The 19,700-nt window shown below is 39.0% G+C and carries 15 protein-coding genes and 1 pseudogene; 6 read left to right on the top strand and 10 right to left on the bottom strand.

The genetic code is table 11. From position 1 onward, the window contains the following. The first annotated feature begins 277 nt into the window (after positions 1-277). Together J8M01_RS08445 and J8M01_RS08440 are read left to right on the top strand one after the other, a co-directional pair. Entirely contained in the window at positions 278-3,685 is a 3,408-nt protein-coding gene (locus tag J8M01_RS08445) for a hypothetical protein (RefSeq protein ID WP_211057704.1), read from the top strand. 14 nt (positions 3,686-3,699) lie between these two features. Continuing rightward, positions 3,700-4,632: an ADP-ribosyltransferase gene (locus J8M01_RS08440; protein ID WP_211057703.1), complete on the top strand. Its 933-nt coding sequence runs from the start codon at positions 3,700-3,702 to the stop codon at positions 4,630-4,632. 186 nt (positions 4,633-4,818) lie between these two features. On the opposite strand, the gene J8M01_RS08435 is transcribed toward J8M01_RS08440, so the two are convergent. Beyond that, the gene (locus tag J8M01_RS08435) at positions 4,819-5,685 is read right to left on the bottom strand and encodes a hypothetical protein (RefSeq protein ID WP_211057702.1); all 867 of its coding nucleotides are present in this window, start codon (positions 5,683-5,685) and stop codon (positions 4,819-4,821) included. Positions 5,686-5,850: 165 nt separating this feature from the next. Continuing rightward, positions 5,851-6,741 (bottom strand): PD40 domain-containing protein, encoded by an 891-nt coding sequence (locus J8M01_RS08430; RefSeq protein WP_211057701.1) that lies wholly within the window; start codon positions 6,739-6,741, stop codon positions 5,851-5,853. Positions 6,742-7,330: 589 nt separating this feature from the next. Between J8M01_RS08430 and J8M01_RS08425 the strand changes: the two genes are divergently transcribed. The 3 genes from J8M01_RS08425 (at position 7,331) to J8M01_RS08415 (ending at position 9,050) form a co-directional block, all read left to right on the top strand. Then, positions 7,331-7,831, top strand: coding sequence for a hypothetical protein (locus tag J8M01_RS08425; RefSeq protein WP_192507194.1), 501 nt, complete (start codon positions 7,331-7,333; stop codon positions 7,829-7,831). Then, complete coding sequence (locus J8M01_RS08420) at positions 7,824-8,045, top strand: helix-turn-helix transcriptional regulator (protein WP_192507193.1); 222 nt, start codon at positions 7,824-7,826, stop codon at positions 8,043-8,045. The genes J8M01_RS08425 and J8M01_RS08420 overlap by 8 nt, the downstream gene beginning before the upstream one ends. Positions 8,046-8,708: 663 nt before the next feature. Continuing rightward, positions 8,709-9,050: a hypothetical protein gene (locus tag J8M01_RS08415; RefSeq protein WP_211057700.1), complete on the top strand. Its 342-nt coding sequence runs from the start codon at positions 8,709-8,711 to the stop codon at positions 9,048-9,050. 393 nt (positions 9,051-9,443) lie between these two features. On the opposite strand, the gene J8M01_RS08410 is transcribed toward J8M01_RS08415, so the two are convergent. Continuing rightward, positions 9,444-10,277 carry a DUF6279 family lipoprotein gene (locus J8M01_RS08410; protein ID WP_211057699.1) on the bottom strand — a complete coding sequence of 278 codons (834 nt, stop codon included), beginning with the start codon at positions 10,275-10,277 and terminating at the stop codon, positions 9,444-9,446. A gap of 341 nt (positions 10,278-10,618) precedes the next feature. Between J8M01_RS08410 and J8M01_RS08405 the strand changes: the two genes are divergently transcribed. Continuing rightward, a complete protein-coding gene (locus J8M01_RS08405) occupies positions 10,619-11,479 on the top strand; it encodes a hypothetical protein (protein WP_211057698.1) in 861 nt (286 codons plus the stop codon). 217 nt (positions 11,480-11,696) lie between these two features. Here the strand turns inward: J8M01_RS08405 and J8M01_RS08400 are convergent, their stop codons facing one another. The 7 genes and pseudogenes from J8M01_RS08400 to J8M01_RS08370 form a co-directional block, all read right to left on the bottom strand. Beyond that, positions 11,697-12,944 carry an amidohydrolase family protein gene (locus J8M01_RS08400; protein WP_211057697.1) on the bottom strand — a complete coding sequence of 416 codons (1,248 nt, stop codon included), beginning with the start codon at positions 12,942-12,944 and terminating at the stop codon, positions 11,697-11,699. Between the two features lie 411 nt (positions 12,945-13,355). Continuing rightward, complete coding sequence (locus J8M01_RS08395; RefSeq protein WP_211057696.1) at positions 13,356-15,377, bottom strand: ATP-binding protein; 2,022 nt, start codon at positions 15,375-15,377, stop codon at positions 13,356-13,358. A gap of 539 nt (positions 15,378-15,916) precedes the next feature. After that, entirely contained in the window at positions 15,917-16,324 is a 408-nt protein-coding gene (locus tag J8M01_RS08390; RefSeq protein WP_192507186.1) for a VOC family protein, read from the bottom strand. Between the two features lie 70 nt (positions 16,325-16,394). Beyond that, positions 16,395-16,814, bottom strand: coding sequence for an AraC family transcriptional regulator (locus J8M01_RS08385; protein WP_210998608.1), 420 nt, complete (start codon positions 16,812-16,814; stop codon positions 16,395-16,397). A gap of 437 nt (positions 16,815-17,251) precedes the next feature. Beyond that, complete coding sequence (locus tag J8M01_RS08380; RefSeq protein ID WP_211057695.1) at positions 17,252-17,638, bottom strand: VOC family protein; 387 nt, start codon at positions 17,636-17,638, stop codon at positions 17,252-17,254. A gap of 123 nt (positions 17,639-17,761) precedes the next feature. Continuing rightward, complete coding sequence (locus tag J8M01_RS08375; protein WP_192507183.1) at positions 17,762-18,547, bottom strand: DUF2071 domain-containing protein; 786 nt, start codon at positions 18,545-18,547, stop codon at positions 17,762-17,764. 687 nt (positions 18,548-19,234) lie between these two features. Then, positions 19,235-19,700 (bottom strand): annotated as a pseudogene (locus J8M01_RS08370) (transposase); the annotation flags it as partial.

Raw genomic sequence — 19,700 nt, 5'->3', positions numbered from 1 at the left:
GGTTTGGATAAGAGTTTTGGAATAGAAAATATTTTGAAAACAAGCTTACGTGCAATCCAATGATGATATTTCGTTCAATATCAAGGCGTTTTTATGCAGTAATAGCGGGCTATTACAAATGAAAGCAACGCCGAGAGTGAGAAAAATAGCTTTATTGGGCAAATTCGCTTATCCAGAACTGAGGTTATTTATTAAACACTTAAAGAAAAGCCATATGTTCATTCTAGTATGCAATGAACAACGTTTAAGCGGCTTTTGTTTCCAAATAGAGGTTAGAATGAAACATAAAAAACCATGTCAGTTTGTACTGTCTACACAAAGCTTACTTTTGCTTAGCTTAAGTGCTGTCAGCCAATATACACAAGCTGATGAGCTTATTTTATCACCGAGCTTGTCATTACAAACTGGTGATACCATTGTACTTAAACCAAAAAATGCACAGTCAACCGACTTTGTATGTCTTGGACGTGAGAGTAACGGGTTGGTCACGATTGCAGTACCAGATCACAGTGGGCTTCCCTCAAACTTGCGAGGTTTTTACAACCCTTGGTGTAAATTCAACGTAGAAATAGTGGATGCACAACGTGGTACCCTCAATCTGAAGGTACATCAAAATACCACATCTCAATATGCTGGCCGTTATTTGAAACGGTATTACCAAGATAAACAGTACGTCTCAATTACGCCAGGTTGGACCCCCGATGCTTTTTCAACATTTACAGTCACTTCTAAAGGCAGTGACTTAATTGAGATGCAGGCTGAAAATGGGCATTACGTTACCGCTTCAGGCCCTGCTATTAGTGTGGCGAACACAGGTGAACGCCAATTTCATTTATCTACTTCAGCCGTCGATGTTACCGATGGTGCCCCTGTTGAAGATGAGACTATAGCTCCTGACATCTCCCAGTCGCACGCTCGAACTTACATGGCCAGTACGCTCGAGGGATACCCAAAGTACAGCAACAAAGATGGGTATGGAGAATATCAGCTCATTAATGAGCAAAATAAAGAAACGCTCAGTATTTTGTCTTTTAAACGCCAGTTGATACCTAACCAAACAGGGGCAACACTTGCCTTTGAATATAATAGCTGTAATGCCGATGGTAAGCCGAGCATGACCTCTATGCAAATGTCATCATTTGGCATACGTCTTGGTGCAACTACGCCGAAAAGCCTCGAAATTAAGCCTCAATCAACCATTGGCCCTGTTCACAGTGACAGTGCAAATGGTATTGAGATTTTCTTCAGAGATACCTTCGGCCGTATGATAGGTGTATGGGGGCATAATCCAAGTGTCGATATCCGTAACTATGTTGATACTGATCTGCAATACACCAATTGCCAATTTCAAGAAGTCACTCTGCACATTAATACCAACAACGCACTTTCACTCAGCATAGGCAAGCACAGTATTTTAGACAAAGTGCAACTCACTGATGAACAAGTTGCGAATATATACTCGCACCCTGTCACCTTTTTCGCGGGCAGCCAAGCTGGTCTGCCACAGCAAAGTAATAGCTATACGATTCGCAATGTTCGTTATGAAGGCATTGACGCAATTTTCACCTCAAATTCTGACCACAATAGTCCATCGCACACTCGTAATAACAAGCAAAACCCCAGTGAATTTTCATTATTAATCACCTCAGATGATGCGCCGACAACCAGCAGCCTTTTTTTACCACCTTTAGAACACGCCGAATTTGGCTTTGAATTTGATTATCGTATCTGTCCTGCACACAATACAGTCCAAACTGAAGTCGGTTTAGCATTGAGCCTTAACCAAATAGACATCATTGCAGCCTACGAACAAACCGATATAAACGCCCTTACTCCTGAATCATATGGCCTGCTAGGTGCCAATAAAGCACAGGGCGTTGCGCTACACGTTGGGGTAAATACCAGCGCTAAACTAATTGATACCAATGATTATAGTGTCATGAACTCAGGCGCAAATCAGACCCTTATTGGTGATTGTACTTGGCATTCAGCACTCATAGGGACCAAAAGAGTCACTGACGATGTATCTGATACCTTTGCATTTGGTTTGTATTTATCTGCAAACGACGCTGATAGCGCACACGGTAAAGCAAACCCTGATTATGCTCTATCTGTCATGCATAATTTAAGTGCTGATACGGTGTATGAATTTTTATCTCAACCCATCGGCTTGCATGCTGGTAGTAAACACTTTTCTGGTAGTGTCGATATTCGCAACCTAAACTATACACAAAACTTGCGTATAGATGAGCCTCACGAGAATCTTACTACAACGCAAACAATATTAAACGTTGCTGAAGTCTCGTTCAAAGAAGACACCGATGCAGACAAAGTCGCTAATTGGTTTGAAGACTCACGCTTTAACATCAACACGGAGCCAACCCTACAAGGCACCAACATTGATAGTTTTAAAGGCAACTTACAAGCGACTGCAAAGGGGCTATTTACGCATTTCAATCAATATCTCACGCCAGATCAAAAAGCGATGTACGTTTACTACCCGCAGTTTGTAAAAATGTTTCAAGGATTACAATATAATACCAAGCAAGCCACACGACAGCTTGGCGGTCACCCTAAAAGCCGAGGAAACTTATGGGTCAATGCGGTCGGCGCTTATTTAAAAAAGCTAAAAGCGCACAGGCTTGATAATGACAGTATGGCGAACCTCTCCAAGCAAGAAAGCCTTGGACAAACTATTTACTTAAAAACAATTACGCCCTATATAAACATGTCTGTTGATACGCACACAGGTGGTATAACGCTTGCTAATGTACTCACTCGTGACATCATTGATAACTACTTTAGCGGTCCCTTCTTGGCTTATTCTGGGTTTGGTAAAGTATCCGATAGCGCTAAACATATTTTGCAATTCACACGCTTTAACGACATCGCGGCGCGCCAGTATGGTGCTGGCAATTTTCCAATACCAACAGTTAAAAATCCAGATAACGATTGGCAAAATGAACAAAACTGGCGACTTTTCCACCGTGCTGAAGTACCTGCAATGTGGGCTTTCTCTGCTGTTGGATTAGATGTTTATAGCTACAGTAGTAGAGCGAGTGGTACCACATATCTCGAGTTTCTAGAAGCCAAAGACGCCGCACTAGAGCAAACTGTGGCGTTTTACAAACTCAACGGTCATAACGGCGATAAGTTATATGCAGCAGCTCAGCGTGCTATTGCTCAGTATCAACAAGCGTATTTACCTGGTGCAATGAATGCTTATGATCCACTTGTTAGAGCAGCGCACTATGTGCGAAACGCGTACAAAAAAGAGCTACTTGATCATGTTGATGGGCAACTTGCTTCCGCATGTGCAGCCAGCCAATTTGATTATGAGCTCGTCAAGAATTGTTTCTATCCGCAACTACAAGCTGATTTAAATAAGGTAGTGCGCATTCGTCAACAAGCAATTAGCGACTTTATTACTCAAAAAGGCAGCAAAGGCTATTTTGGTCAATTTGCCGATTGGTTAATGGTTCTACTGCCCGTTGTTGAAGAAATTCGCGCCATGGATTTAGTCAGTACACTCAGTGCTGCGCTTGAAGAAGAAGGTATGTCAATGAGCTCTTTTGCTGAGGAAGGCATTGCCACTTTGGAAGAAGAAAGTGCAAGTTTAGAAAGCTCACTTATCGGTAGTGAAGCCACACAAGAGATCAATTTTGCCGCCTTTTGCCCTATTTAAACCGGAGAACAATCATGATTAAAGCAATGCTTACAGTATCCATGTTGATAATTTGCTCAGCGAGTACCTATGCCCAAAACACACAAACTCATATCATTGATGGTAAATCATTTACGTATGCGTCAGATTTAAGTGAAGAAGCAAAAACAGCGCTGTTTGAGCGCTTTGCAAATACCACGGCAAATGTTGAGAAAAGCACCGCAAATACGGCTTATATTAATGATGTATTCGCTTATGAAGACTCAGGTGCAGCACTAACAACACTTGCAGAGTATGAAAACTCATTCCCAGAAGCGAGTAGACTTTTTGGTCGCCTCATTGCTCAATCTAAATCAGCAATTGCCAGATATACACAAGACTTTAAAGCCATTAACAACTATGCCCGTACGGGGGTCCCTACAGGCCCCAATGGTGTAGCGGCGGACCTTGCTGACACTCAAATGTTTATGAATAACTTAGATACAGGGCTACAACATTTACCTAAGTATACGGGTACAAGCTATCGCTATACGCAAGACTTGGGGATTGGCAATAAACTCGCCAGTGGCGAAATCAAGATCGGTGATGTAGTGGCAGACAAAGCCTATCAATCCACCTCTAGCAATCTAAACTTTATGAATGCACCTCAAGCTGAGCAATTTTATGGTAATGCAGATGATCTTGTTTTTTACGAAATAGAAGGCCAAAACGGTCGGTTTTTACCAACCAACTTCACCTCTGGTGGCGTTGCTAAAAATCAATTTGAAGTACTGTTTCCAAGAAACACGGCATTTAAAATTGACGGCTATTCACAATTTAGAAAAACCATGACCTCCGGCGGTATCGCTAAAGAGCGTAATGTCACGTATGTAAAAGTCTCTGAAATAGAGTCTAACCCTGAAATTATGGAAGGTGCACTGGCAAGCCACAGTGGTGAATTAATAAATGCGCCGAGCTGTGTAGAATAAGCAAGTAAAGTCGCAGCTGGATAACTTACCCAGCTGCGCATTAAAACCTGACTTCAGTTACATCCAGATTATGTTAGTCAATGAAAGCATGCGTAGTCTTCCATACCGAAATCTCACCATTGATAATTTGGATTGATTAGCAACACAAATTGAAAAGCCAAATTTTACATTTCGAGTATATTTGGATTATTGTTGTAATCGCAGCGATTCTATAACTTTGGCATCGACCCAGTAAATATCTGCTTTCTCACCGCGAGATCCATACGAACGGTGAAAGAAAAAATATTTGCCATCAGGTGTCACACTGCCATACGAATCTTGATGTTTTGAATTTATCTTATCTCCTAAGTTTATCGCAGCGCCCCAGGTACCGTCTGATTGTTTGAAAGAAACATATAAATCATTATCACCATAGCCTTCTTGTCTTTCACTGTCCCAAATAATATACGACTCATCTGAAGCAATGAATGGATGTGCTGTCCATTTACCGGTATTTATTTCTTTACTCACAGATTGAGGTAACGTTCGTTTGCCATCGACCAGCCGAGAATAGCGGATATTCCCTATTTCAGTTGCCTCATCGAAATAAAACGTGCCTTTAGATGACGCCGTCAGACGCATGATAGGCATATCATCAAAAGGAGCCCCTAAGCTTTTCACTTCAGACCAACCAGACCCAACTCGCTCTCTGTACGTTTTCCCCAAATGTAAAACTTGACCATCTGTAGAAATAAATGGTTGTCCAGCTCGGGGCGGCAAAACAGACTCCACCCACTGTTCATCTTTATACTGAATGAAAACCAATGTATTCTTTTTATACTCACCACCTCTTCTTCGAAAGTAAAACTCTTTTAAATCAGGAGAAAATGCAGCAGCGGCTGCTCTGAAGCCCTTTTTTATCAGGTTCGGAGCAAAAATTTTAGGCGTCAAACCTGGTGGCTTTTGCCCAAGATAGATGTTTTCTCTAACAGGGGCATTATTCTTACTGTAACTATGACTACTCACCACAATGGCAGAAACCAATAACACCGATGAAATATAACTATGTTTCATAATGTACCTTTAATTTGTAACCAGTAAATTCTCTAATTTCTAAATAACGGCCGTATTAAGCTTCAGCGTTTTATACTCGCCGCAATAATTAACTGATAGCTTTAAACAGTAACTATAACGGGATCATTATTTTTAATTTTGATGTTGCCGAGATTGCTATATAAACTACGGTTTAGGCCTTAAACGCTCAATCACTTGGGCATCTACCCAGTAACTTTTTCCAACCCAATTGGTACTGCCGTCTTTTCGAGTTTGCCACTCTCCTCTAGAGAAAAATAAATACTTTCCATCATGAGTCACGCGTGGTGAGCTTTCTTGTAGCTTAGTATTGATTTGAGGGCCCATATTCATTGCTGGTAACCAAGACCCGTCTTCGTTTTTAAAGCTGATGTAGATGTCTGCTTGGCCATAGCCATCCTTTCTCACTACATCCCACATCAGATAAGATTCGTCCGGTGCGATATAAGGGTGTGCAATCCATTCTCCCGTATTTATCTCTGCGCCCAATTTTACGGGGGAGTTATATTTCCCATCGATTAGGCGTGAATAACCCAGATAGCCATGTCCTTTGTCTTCTTTTTTGAAAAAAGCAAAATAGTAGGTCCCGTTAGAAGACAGTGAGATGCCATGAGCTTGATTTTTTAAGAACACACCTTGCTTTTTAGCAGCCGACCACCCCGTGTCTGTCCGTTCTCTGTATTCCCTCCCACCATATAAGAGAGTGCCATCAGCAGAGAATTGTGGCCATCTGATATCGGTTTCAACTTCAGGCCCCCAGCGATTGTTTATATATTGGGTAACAAAAAAGGTGCGCTTTTTATATTTCCCATTTTTGCGAGTGAAATAAAACTCAGTCATATCAGGTGTAAACGTCCCGCCTTCGAATCGCCCTTGTGGTGATACTATTTTAGGGTCAAAGAGTTTTGGGACCAAACCCGGTGGCGATTCACCAAAATAGCGCTCTTTTAAGTCCAGTGGTGTGTCTTTACCATAGCTAAGGCTACTCACTGCCATAATTGAAGGTAATAAAATAGCGAATATGCCTATACGTTTCATAATGCTTCCCCTAACTTGAAACCAGTGTATTTTAGCGACCATCTTGAAATGGCTTTTATTAATATCATGCTCAATATGATTGCATCGATGCTCAAATTACGCCGGTCAATATCAAAACACTTGACGTCCTAATGATTTTTACATGATTTCACTTAGTCAACACCAAACAAAACTTTTCGCCACCAAGAAATTACACATAAGCCATTGTTATAAATACTTTAATTTTAATATTCTGGGTGCCAATTCAACTATACTGAGCAACATAGTTTAAATTTCGCAGGTTCCATACACTTTGAAAACACACCATTGAACCATCTCGATCCCAGATAAAGTGACGGTATTAAGCCTAAAGACCACTCAGCTGTAAGCTAAAACAACCTCACTTTTATACCCTAAATATGTATCGTAGTTCATTTCAAGTAACGTTATTATTTATCGATTAAAGGGCTTAGTTTGACTGAACATGACAGTCTAAATATCACGATAGGTATATAAAACTTAACTTAAGGTAAAAAATATTTGACATCAACAAGTCAAGTAATCTACGCTATACCTATGTTAAATATTTTTGACTTCAGGTATAAAATACATGACTAGATCAGCCGCTTTAAAAGAATTTTTGCAAAGTATCAGTTTTAGAGAAGTTACATTGAGTATTGACTTATTAGTCAGTACTTACATTGGCTATTTCTATCTAAAAAACGTGTTTTCAGCTAGCTCAGAACAACTTGCATCACCGGTTTGGCTGTCTGAGCTGTTACTGCAAGTAATTATTTACAGTATTGTACTCATGGTGATCAGTTATATCGTGCTGGCTTTCATCAGCGATGATGAGCTTGAACAACCACTTGATGTGCGCGAAAAACAAATAAGCTTAGTTGGATATAAATACACCACGTATATATTACAAACAGGGATATGCATTGCAATCTTTCAATATCAAGCGCATGCGCAAGGGTTTGGACCGTCTATAGAATACAACATACCTTTTTTGCCATTACATATCATGGTTTGCGCCTTTTTATTGGCGGAAATAACCAACTACGCGACACAACTCTACAAAGGACGAACCGGAGCTATTTATGGCTAGTGGCGTTATTACCAATTCAATTCGAACTCTGCGCTTTTTAAATAATGAAATGACGCAAAAGCAACTGGCTCAGGAAATTGGCGTAACACGTCAAACCGTCATGGCGATTGAGGCCAATAAATACTCTCCATCGCTTGAAGTAGCATTTAAAATTGCGACGGTATTTAAGTTACCACTAGAAGAGATATTTCAATATCAACACTCTAGTGACTAATGTTTTTGTAAGCTCTGAAACGGTTGTATGTGAAAATAATCATCTAGGCAGCTCAGCTGCTGTTATGAACACATGACTTCTCTCTCAATTGATTACCTCAATAGAGCATAAAATGTAGGAGATGAGATATTCGTTATTCATAATGCCCTCAGTCGCTAGCTTTATTGATAATACATACTGAGTAGCTTTACCCACACAACTACCACTCATTCTCGTAGTTCAATTATTTGTTATTAGCGCTATTCGTTTGATGTTTGATGCTTACCACTTCCAAATAGAAAAAACATCATAACATACACAATGTACTATTAAGTGGCAGTCATGCATTGCTCAAAAATCTGCCTATTCATTCTCTGTACTCACCATATTTATCACGCACATAGTTTGTGATATATAAACAGTAATTAACACATTCATTGACATTATAAATTGATAGTTTTTTATTTATAACACTAAGCCATCAGAAGTAGGAAAACCGAAATAAAGTAAAAATCAAATACATCATTTTAAACTAGCAATGGAATAAGTGCATTTATGGTTACTGTTGTTCACAACAATTAAAACCAAAATAAATTAATTTCATGATGCATTTTGCAGCAATCATGTTAAATTACTTCAGCCGCGATGATAGTGGCTTTTAATTAGAATTGTTTAAGGATAAAAATGAAAGCTAAAAATATACTTACTTTAATAACTTGCTCTTTTTTATTTAGTTCAGTTTTTTTAAATAAAGCAGCAGCCTCTCAAAAGGTAACTTATTATTCGAAAGAGTGTAATTATACAAACTCTGGAATAACACAAAAGAATGGAACTCTTTATTCTTTTTCGGCAGGTGAAACTCGATATACATCTTGGTTCAGCGCTCCAGAACAGGCAGTTTGCCCTGAGCCAAGATCCGTTATGGGCGAGTTTAAGAGCTTGATCTGGCCAGCGCCTGTTATATACGACCTAGTATATGTGCCACTTAGCTCAGTTAAAGTACTTACTCGGGTTGTAACTGAATAGTTCTTTTAGCGCTATATAGCTGTTGCTTTTACAAACGGCTATATAGTGTAAAATTTACAATGCTATATCCATATTTTATCAAAAACTCAAATAAACAACCTGCACTGCACATCTAAAATAAAAATAACATGACGTAATAAACATTGCATAAATATAAAGATTCTTATCATTACTTTAAAAACAGTACGATTCATTCTCTCTTTCATAGTATTACGATGCAAACAAAGAATTAGCGCTTTTGAACTTTCTCCATGACAACAGTTAAAAGCAAACTAAATGTTTGTTACCTCCTAATTATCCACTATATGTATGACTTAACATTGCTCAGTAGTTAAATGAAATAAACTGATAAATAGCCACCTATTTTTAAGTTTTCAGCCGCTGCTGTATTCATTATTTTTTTAATGAGGTAAAGTCATCAATCAGTTCTTCTAACTCTTTTATTAAATGACGATGTTGCTTCTCAGACAAACTCTGATAAACCTCAGCTAAAAACTGATTACGTTGATGTCTATTGTGGGCAATGCGCTCAGCTAACTCCGCACTTCTAAACTGTTCAGGCTCTTTGAGTAACTTTACCAAACCAGTTTCAAATTGTTTATCTGTACTAGGCTTTGCCAATAGGGCCTTGAGTTGAGCTTGATAATTGGTTCGGTATTCAGCTCTCAAGTCAGCAGTCGTCTGCTGTTTGTCGTACAATGCGACTATCAAGTCTTCTTGCCTGTCATTGAGGTTACCTAACCAACGTTCTAAATTATTTTCTTGGTCATTCAGCCACCGTTTTTTACGTTTTTGTACCGAGCGCTTTTGACGCTTTTTTATCGACTCTAATTCTGATTCAGCCAACTCAGAAAAAAGCGTGTTCACTTGCTCTTGAGTTAACATGGGTGCCATTGCAGCCAAATCAGGCGCTAATGTATCTCTGACTCGATACCAATGCGCGCGCAATCTGTTTTGGTGAAACTCTATGCGCTGCACAGACATGTTATCGGCTTCAACATCTGCTTTTATTTCATTAAAGTGAGCAATATATTTATCAAGTTCCTCGGCTTTGTGCCAACTTAACCAAAGTTGTAAACGTTCGTCAAAACGCGCTTCTTGATCATCCGTCAATGAAATATAGTCATCTAAATACCAATAGGTGAGCCAACTTGCATTTCGGTATGCGAATTTAGTAGAACACCCCGCAACTGTTAATAGCGCAAGTAATATAATTATTTTTCTCATTGTTAAGTCACTCAAAGCATTTTATGACTTCAGTTTATACGCCTACTTAGCAAAAACAGATTAAAAAAGTGTTTAAAAGTATTACAAAATATTTATGAATAAAGCATTGTGACTACAATAGTTTCATTGTAGCGCTTCAGTAGTATGCTCAGAACAAGAAAGCCAATCAATGAATCTACAAGCACAAAGTACAGCTTTAATTCAAAAGGCATCCCTTTGGTCGTCAATTTTAGTTTGCTAAAAACGGCGTCAATTTCTACTTGACCCTCTCATAAAGCAAGCTAAAGTTAATTTTGTGCACACTGATGTGCCACTTAATCTTCAATTTATAAGGAAATACCATGAAGAAATTATTTTCAACTGTCGTTGTCGTCTCGTTTGCTGTAAGCAGCACCCTTCTTAGTTCGTTTAGTTTTGCAAGTGATATGATTGCTGTCTGTAATGCATGTTCTGAACAACAAATGCAAAACCGTGCAATTCAATATGCTCCCAATGGTGGTAAAGTACATGTTATTGATATACATAATAATAAAGTGAGCGCTTATCAAACTGAGCGTGAAGAAGGCTTGGTCATGTATTGGGCTATTCCTGTAAAAGAGTCTATTAGAGCAGGTGTAACACATGTTCGAAACGCCAAAAATACAATTGAAGACTTAGCTCAAGGTAGCGTAAACATCGAGCATTTACGGCCATTCTTAGGGGCATATTCAGATATTAATACGGCTCATACGGTTGCTAAGTATGCACCACAAAAGGCAGCGATTAAAACAGCACTGAGTGACTACTTTACAGGTAATATAGCCGGTGCCATTACGTCTGCATCAGTCAGTTTAGGCACCGCTATAGTAAATCAAGCGCTTACAGTTAACCTCGCGGTTAATGTACACTTTCCTAGCGATGGTACGACTTATGCCTTTATGTTTAAAGGTATAATAAAAAACTTAAATGGTGACGTGTCGGTCATGTTTGAACCCATTATTGATTCAGGGCGAGATAAAGGGATCCGCTTACACGAATCACATAACTATACCGGCTACAGAGCCAGAGGTGCAAGCGATGCATTGCAACGTATTCTCAACTACATGCTCGCATCAGGAGTTGCCGTAACCCTAAACGGTAACCCGCTTCCAACGGGCACAGTCACCATCACCGATGTTGTATGTAGCAATGAACCTGGTAAAGGTTGTAATGCGACAGAATAAACGTGTGAACTTCACTCGATAAAATAAGTGGCCAGTTAAGCTGGCTACTTACTCATAGTGCGCTTTTTATGGCAAGTAACTTTCAGCTGACAAGAAAAATCAATACAAAAAATGATAACAACCGCCGATAAACGCTCATTAAATAGTATTATGAAGGCAGTGACCTGAACCCTACTTTATAACCTGAAACAGTTCATCAATTGATGGGTAATAGGCCTTAATTGATTAGCTTACCTCGGTGTATCACAGCAAAAATATCTTGACTATTTTTTATATCTTCAATGGGGGAGCTATTTAAAATAACCAGACTTGCCTCCCCATTTTTATTTAAGCCTGTTGGCCTATTTAAAAACTCACGCGCGTAGCTTGTTGCACTCGCTAGGGCAAGCCAAGGCGATTGACCCGCGCTAACAAACTTCTCAAGTTCACGGTGCATTGTAAATCCTTGCAAAGTACCATAATTACCAGAGTCTGACCCTGCTAACAACTTTACATCTGCTGCAATTAAGTTTGCTAAGGATTGGTAATACATATTAGTTCTTCGCTTAATTTTATGTTTACTTTTCATCGTCATATTGCTTGCAGACACTGCATAAGCGTCTAAAATCCGTGAAGCAGCGACTTTTTTAGCCAACGGTGCCTCTAGCACATTAGAAAACAAAAACTCATAATAATCTGTATCAACTGAGGTGGTAGGAATAACTGCAATACCATTTTCGGCTAAGGTTTTTGCAAGCTCTATAGGCAAAACCGTATCATCAGGTAAATGAGTGATTGCATCTGCCTTTGCTTTAATTGCGTTTTCAATATCTGCAAGAGTATGAATATGCACAATCGTTTTAATACCGTACTTTTTGGCTTCTTTAATTGTGTATTCAAGCTGATGCGCCGTTAGTGATGGTAATTTCCCCTCTAAAGTACTCACAAGCTTTATCACGTCAGCTTGCTTTTTCGCAAGCTCAGCAATGTGCCGAGTAGCTTCTTGTTCATTAGAAATAGTACGTGTTTTGCCGAACTGAGAACAATGTCCACCAGGGGCTGTTAAACACGATAAACTCGCATAAATATCTGCTCCCGTAATTAATTTTGCGTGTTGGAGCCTCCTGTGCTCAAACAACCTTTGCTCGTTACCAAATAAGTCCACAAAACCAGTTACACCAGCATGTAAAACTACTTGAGCGGTCGTACTTGGACCCATCGTTTCTGTTTTGGTGTTTGGCGCTCTATTGCCAAATGCGTGGGTGTGCATATCAATTAAACCTGGGATCACATATTTCCCAGCTATATCAATTTGTTTCCCCATAAAGTTATTTGAAATACGCTCTAGTCGACTAATAATCCGATCACCATCAAGCAAGAGGTGTTGTTTAATTACTGATTGAGTGCTTGGCTCTAATAACGTACCGTTAGTAAGTAGTATCGGCTCAGCGTGTGCAAACGGTCCAAGCACGCAGCTGAAAATCATGAAAATAGTGGTTCTTTTTATCATTGCCATCATATCTTTAATATTAAAAATAAGTTAGTCGCAGAAATAACTTAAATGGTTTAAATCAAAGGGGTCGGAGTTATTGATTTGGCCTGAAACATAAGCAAAGTGATCTGACCGGTTCTTTTGAGGCAAAAAAATAAAAGAGCAAACTTAAAAAAACCATAAATAAATCAGGTTAAATATCTAAATCAGCACTAAATTTAAGATCGATAAGGGCTAATGCTATAAACACTCTGCCGCAGTGTTCGAGGAATTATGAAACGCAAGCATAGTTATCTTAAAAAGTGACGCACGTAGGACTTAAACCTGCACTGGTATCAAAGCTTTTTGCCTATCCTGTTTATCTACCCTTTTTATCTAGTTTCTGGCGATAGAACCCGAAGCCAACTACTCAGCCTCTTTTATAACTTGGCTAAACTCCATCACAAACTTAGCCCCTTGCTCTGTAGGTTGCGCAGACACTTCACCTCCCATCAACACGGCAATTGAGTTATAAACAATATTCAGACCAATCCCCAAGTTACCATCTTGAATACTGGAGGTATAAAACGGCGTGAATATTTGACTTAATTGATCCTTTTCTATGCCTACCCCGTTATCTTCGTACGTTATTGTCACCCACCCATCTTTTACGTCGATGGTTATGTTAATTTGGTTGTCACTTCTTTGCGAAAACCCGTGATGAACTGAATTATCAACGAGTTGATCCAAGGCATTTAATAATAATTCTGGGTACCCCTCAATGTGCACGGTGTCACCCTCAATATTTGTCGTTACTCCACACTTATATTTACCTAATAACCCAGCAAGCTTATCATTAATAAACGCACGTAAATCAATCGATGTTGATTTCATCCCTGTTAATGTTGTTGCAATTAATTTAAATTTCTCAACTAAACCTGCTGCCTTGCTACTGTTGTTTCTTACCAAGATCAATGCGTCTGCAGATTGTTCAATAAAGTCAGAAAGCATTTTTTGCGTTAACTTTTTCTCGTTTATTGCACATTTAATGTATTGCAGACGTTCGGTCACTATAGACGTTGAAGTCACCACAATACCAAGGGGGGTATTCAGTTGATGTGCCATCCCAGACACTATGATTGTCAATGCAGAGAGCTTTTCCGCTTCAATTAATTGCTGCTGGGTTTCTTTAAGTTTTTTGAGTGTTTTCGCCTGTAACTGATTTTTCCCACGAATTCTATGAAGAAAGAAAACCAATAACCCAGCAATTACCGCTGCGGCCACAACAAAAAGTATAAACTGACGCTTTATGGCTTTATTGTTCAACTCTCGAATGAGATTTTCTTTAGTTAAATTAGCAATATCGAGTTCTTTACTGGTTACATCGACTTCAGCAAGGTAGTAAGCAACACTCACTTTAGACTGCCATTCAGAAAGCGTTACTTTCACATCAGCATATTGTTTGGTTGCCTTTAAGGCCAAATCAAACTGCTGCAACTGTGTATAAATTGACGCTTGCAGTAAATAGGCTTCAGCTAACGATTTATGACGCTTAAATTTAATCGCCATACTAATTGATTGCTTAACATCTTTCAGTGCTTGTTCATATCGTTCTAGATCCAACAGAAGACGTGCTTTTTCTATTATGGGCGCGATACTGTAAGACAAGCTATCTGACTCTTTGGCGATATTTATTGCGGTGTTCAAATGGGTAAGCGCATTATTTACTTGCCCGCGTTGTCGATATATTTTACCTAGGTAATAATGTGACTCTGACGAAAAGTAATTAAAGTTGATGGCTTTTTGTGTTTCAAGCGCACCCTGAAAGTGCCTGTAGGCTAGCTCTGTATTTCCTCTTACAAAAGCAAGTTTACCTAAATTGGTTAACGCAAGACTGCTCATCGGGTCGTCTTTTCGCTCAAGTGCATCTTGATAAAACAAATCAAAATAATGCTCAGCTTGCTGCAAATGTCCCATAGCTAGATAAACAGTACCAATATTGTTCTCTGCTAATCTAATATCAACATCTCGTTCATTGTCGATAGAAATTCGATAACCATCGAGGTAATGCTCAAGGGCAAGCTCATACATTTCTATTCGGTTGAAAATAGTGGCAGTTAGTCCATAATAAAAAAACAATAATGACTCTTCTAATTCTGCATCCAAAACTTTGCACTGTGCAAGTTCTCTCAATGCCTCTTCAAGGCGGTCAACCAAAACTAATGCCCATGTTTTAGCGTATTTCAATCTGATACGCTGTCTCAGAGTTAGCTTATTTCCTTCTTCCTTTTTTATTCTTTCGATTTCCGCTATCGCTTTAAGTGGGGAGTCGCCATTAAGATAGTGGATATGTTGACTAATCTGGCTAAATTCCGGTTCAGAAAACGGCGTAGAAGCAACACAAGTAGTACAAAAAAATACAATAAAGAAGCACCATATTTTATACAAAGCCAACACCATAGAATAAGCCTCACCCTTGTAAGCATAGCAAAAGCTCACATAAAGTTTTTGCTAGCTAACTCGGTGTGATTTCCCCCAAAATAAAGGCGCGGCTCATTCCTCCCACCGACACTATGTTTCGGTCACTCAACATTGAAACTCGTTGACAAAGCTTAGTTTAGTGCGTGGGCGAAGTATTCACCGTAGTAAAAACGCCCCACTACAACTCATCATCGACACGGTCTGTATGGCGGCACACAAACTTTGCCACCTCCGTCGTTCGGACTAGTTTCAGGTCCATGATTTGACCCAATAAACAATACAAAGGCGCACGCATAAGATCCCTGTATTTAATGTCTGCCCTTTTTATTTACTTATAAAAGTGAGTGCAAGCAAAGCTTTTGACGTCATTTTGATTAATTTGTTAATTCACGTTTTGTGACCAACACGCCTTGAAGCTGTGTGCATAAATTTGACAATAGGCGACCATACCAATGCCTAAAGCAAGATGCCGTTAACGGCACCAAGCTGACTTTACTTGTTGTATTTTATCGTTGAACCAAGCTAAACCAGTTACCAGAGTTGTCTATGCCCATAGCTTCCACGCCATAAAGCTGCTCTGTCGGTGGCTGCATAAACTCCACTCCTTTAGCCACAAGCTCTTCGTACGTCTTTTGGCAATTTTCAGTTTCGAAAACACCCGCCCCAAATGCGCCCTCTTCGATCAAACTTCGTATCTTTTCGGCAGAATCTTTAGTGAACATTGGTCCCTCTTTTGGCTCTGCCAATACCAACTGAAGCTGTGAATTAGATTTCGGATATACCGTTAGCCATCGGAAATCGCCTTCTACTTTCATGTCATCACCGACTTCGAACCCTAGCTTATTTTTATAAAAATCAAGTGCTTCATCCTGATTCAGTACATATATTGTGGTGTGTGCTATGGATGTGATCATCTCAATACTCCTTGTTTTAATGTCTCTTTATTCTATAGAAATAATCACAATGATATTTCTCCAATATTGCTCAATTAGTCGATTTCCCTAAAAAATTATACGCATAACATGCCGGTATAGCCTGTGATGGAAAGCGATACGATTCTGCAGACAAAGCCCAAAGCTTACGACGATACACCGTAGGCGCCATACCAACTTGTTTTAAAAATAATGAAGAAAAACTACCAAGGCTTGTATAACCCACTTTCTCGCAAATTTCTGAGACACTAAAGTTTTCAGTAATAAGCATCCTCTTAGCTTGCTCGACTCTAAGACGAATCAAGAATTCGTTAGGCGTTTCTCCATAAGTATTCTTGAAAACACGCAAAAAATGGTAAGGGGACATATATGAATATGTTGCCATACCAGATAAGCTAAGCGGAGCGTCATAGTTATCAGCAATATAATCTCTGCCAGCATTCAGTCTTTCAAATTTATAGTTTGTAGCCATAAAATATACTCATTAATCTACATAAAATATAACAACTTTTTGCTGGGTACTCTCTTCATTCTCTAGCGTTAAAATTAAGCAAGCACTCCGTTTCATACTGTCAAATTAATATAAAGTGAAAATAAATACAAATACTCATTTTACGGGAACAGGATAATCCCCTCAATAGAACATGTGCTGTTGTCGATTTGCAAAAAGTCATTATCCAACGACCGTTTACTTCAACATGCATTTAGATGTAATTATAGGGGAATTCCAATAAGAAGTTCACCACTCATAGTTGCGGGAGACAAACTTTTAAGGCAGAAAGTGTTATTGCTTGATAACGAGGAGATCATATAGCCTATTCAGAGGCGGATAATAATTTTCTAAAATGTATAGCGAAGCGAAAGCCCTGTAAACTAATAGCAGCACTGCTTTAAATCCTTGTTATGTATTTATGACACAATAATTAAAGGTGACTTTTTATAAAATTTGAATTCTATTAAATTACCTGCAGGATCATTGATAATAAATTTACCTGATTCGCTATTATCATCATTGGTTTTTTCGTTAGGTGGAAGAACAAATGGTAAAGTATCAACTTCAACCTTTTGAATAATAGACAACCATTCTGCTTTTTCTAAAATGACACCAAAATGGTCTATAGATTGAGCTTTCATAGTTTCTGTTTCTTGATGAAGAGTTAATTGGTGGCCGAAAAAGATAATATCTATCCATTTTCCTGTATCCCTGCCTTTTTTACAGCCGAGAAAGTTGACATAAAACTCTTCTGATAAACGTAACTCAGGAACAACCAATGATAAATGAAATGGGTTGCTCAATTTGACACCTCAACATGAAAAATACTTAGCGCCTTAAGCAGTGAATAATAGTTGGCTAAAATGTGAAGCGAAGCGGAACCGAGCAAACTGTAAAAAGTTCCTCTTTAATTGCTTGATATATTTCTATTTCACCACTTTTGGCGGTAAATAAATAGTAAATTCATTAATCGGTTCAATTAGTACACTATGAGGGGTTTGTTGTTCCTCTTGAGTGACTAAACCTAAGCGAGATAGTAAACCAAAACTAGCAAACTTAAGGTTTGCAGAAGATACTTCTAATTGCTTGTGCCACACCCTATACGTACCTAATTTACCATCTCGACGATGATAAAAACCAGCTAAAGGGTGCGTTAGGTATACTAGACCCGTTTCTGTATCAGGGAAGCCTGACAATTCAATTTTGGAGTCTTTGGTTTGTGTTAATTCAACATTAGCTGGAGCCCAAGTGGCTTCTGTCGTCATTTTGTATTTACGGTATCTTTGTTGTGGTTCATCATATTCACATTCAAATTTAACTTCACCACTATACCAAGGTAAGTTCCAACAAAGTCTTGGTACTGCAAGTGTCCATGAATCTAAAGTTGTACCAAGAAACCAAACGCATCTCTCATTTGTTTCTTGATCGATAATATAAATTCGATAGTTTGTTTGTCCCATTGTGAACTTAGGAAATGGCATAACCGCAGATGTAAAATCTACATCGATAAAAGGAACTACGGAAATTAAAGCTTTTTCTTCACCATTAATTTTTAAAGTATCTAGTTTAAAACGCTCAGGAAAAAGCCCATCAAACCTTGAAGGATCAACTGCATAGGTGATAATCGCAAAATGTTGTAATTTACAGAGAACATCAATCCATTTAGGAGAAGGTCTTGGGTGAAGAAAATCGTTTAATTTTAATGAATCCAACGCCGAGCCATCCTTGAAATATAACGAGCCTGTAGAATTACTCGTTTTAACTTATTTTTTTATTGATGCCTCAACCATAGCCGAGTTCCTATTTTGATTCAATCGTTTAGTGGCTTTCCACTTCGATTTTCAAGATGCTCAGCACGCGTGCATGAATACAATATGCAAAGTTGCTTACACCTGACTTGAGCCTGAAACTAACTGGATCACAATGATGAAACCAGCCGCCTTGAATAGTGCCACGATGAGGTTAATCGATGAATGTCTCGGCTCTGGCAGCCTGCTTCGCTCTACTGCCTAAATCCATTTAAGCATAGTGTTCCTGCGAATCCAAAATTCAAACATTGACACCCATTCAATGCGAATCCAAAACTCAAACATTGACACCCATTCAAAAACTAAAACCATTAAGCAGGCCACGTTCAACCTGAAATACGACTTAGTCAGTAAGACCGAATGAACTACATGCGGTATAAGCTTGTCTAATAGTAACGGACAATGAAATAGTAACGGACAATGACACCCATTCAAAAAACTAAAATCAATAAGCAGGCAATGTTCAATTAACTACATGCACTATAAGCTCAAAAATACAAAAAACTGAACTTATACGCATCCAAAAGGCACGGCTAACCCACCAAACCATGATGTATTGGTTATCTAGAGATTACCTTAATGGCCTAAAAGTTAAGCCAGTAACTTTTCACACTGCTTATAATTAGCGCGCCGTTTTATTTCTAGGCTCGCACAATAATTATCAAGCTTTTGGGGTCGCCCTACTGCACCATGGAATACTTTGGTAAATTGTGAAGTGAGTTTTTGCCAATTTTCTGGTGCTATGTTGAGCCTGTCTAAAATTGGGGAGTTGATTGGGCTTATAGCGCCGCGTTTGTCTGCTCGCATACATCGGCCTGTCAACTCTACAAGTTCTAAGTAGGACTTTAATTCAAACGGTAAACCTTTGGGCATGTGCTTTCGGGGGCTACCTGTAAAACGTGCCAAGTGTTTAGGTTGCTTGCCTTCTTTGGCATGTTCACAGCGAGTTTTTACACTGGTGTAGTCTGAGGTTTCGGGTGTATCAGCCATCTTTGCTCTGATTGGGTTTAAATCAACATACGCCATACAGGCTGCCAGTGCCGCTTCATCAAGTAAA

The organism is Pseudoalteromonas sp. MMG005, from assembly GCF_018101015.1.
GTDB lineage: Bacteria > Pseudomonadota > Gammaproteobacteria > Enterobacterales > Alteromonadaceae > Pseudoalteromonas > Pseudoalteromonas aurantia.
This window is presented reverse-complemented; position numbering and strand designations above follow the sequence as displayed.

Bases quoted from the DNA above. Each gene is read 5' to 3' on its own strand.
- J8M01_RS08440 (WP_211057703.1), top strand. From the start codon at position 3,700: ATGATTAAAGCAATGCTTACAGTATCCATGTTGATAATTTGCTCAGCG.
- J8M01_RS08410 (WP_211057699.1), bottom strand. From the start codon at position 10,277: ATGAGAAAAATAATTATATTACTTGCGCTATTAACAGTTGCGGGGTGT.
- J8M01_RS08435 (WP_211057702.1), bottom strand. From the start codon at position 5,685: ATGAAACATAGTTATATTTCATCGGTGTTATTGGTTTCTGCCATTGTG.
- J8M01_RS08430 (WP_211057701.1), bottom strand. From the start codon at position 6,741: ATGAAACGTATAGGCATATTCGCTATTTTATTACCTTCAATTATGGCA.
- J8M01_RS08390 (WP_192507186.1), bottom strand. From the start codon at position 16,324: ATGATCACATCCATAGCACACACCACAATATATGTACTGAATCAGGAT.
- J8M01_RS08415 (WP_211057700.1), top strand. From the start codon at position 8,709: ATGAAAGCTAAAAATATACTTACTTTAATAACTTGCTCTTTTTTATTT.
- J8M01_RS08405 (WP_211057698.1), top strand. From the start codon at position 10,619: ATGAAGAAATTATTTTCAACTGTCGTTGTCGTCTCGTTTGCTGTAAGC.
- J8M01_RS08400 (WP_211057697.1), bottom strand. From the start codon at position 12,944: ATGATTTTCAGCTGCGTGCTTGGACCGTTTGCACACGCTGAGCCGATA.
- J8M01_RS08420 (WP_192507193.1), top strand. From the start codon at position 7,824: ATGGCTAGTGGCGTTATTACCAATTCAATTCGAACTCTGCGCTTTTTA.
- J8M01_RS08385 (WP_210998608.1), bottom strand. From the start codon at position 16,814: ATGGCTACAAACTATAAATTTGAAAGACTGAATGCTGGCAGAGATTAT.
- J8M01_RS08445 (WP_211057704.1), top strand. From the start codon at position 278: ATGAAACATAAAAAACCATGTCAGTTTGTACTGTCTACACAAAGCTTA.
- J8M01_RS08425 (WP_192507194.1), top strand. From the start codon at position 7,331: ATGACTAGATCAGCCGCTTTAAAAGAATTTTTGCAAAGTATCAGTTTT.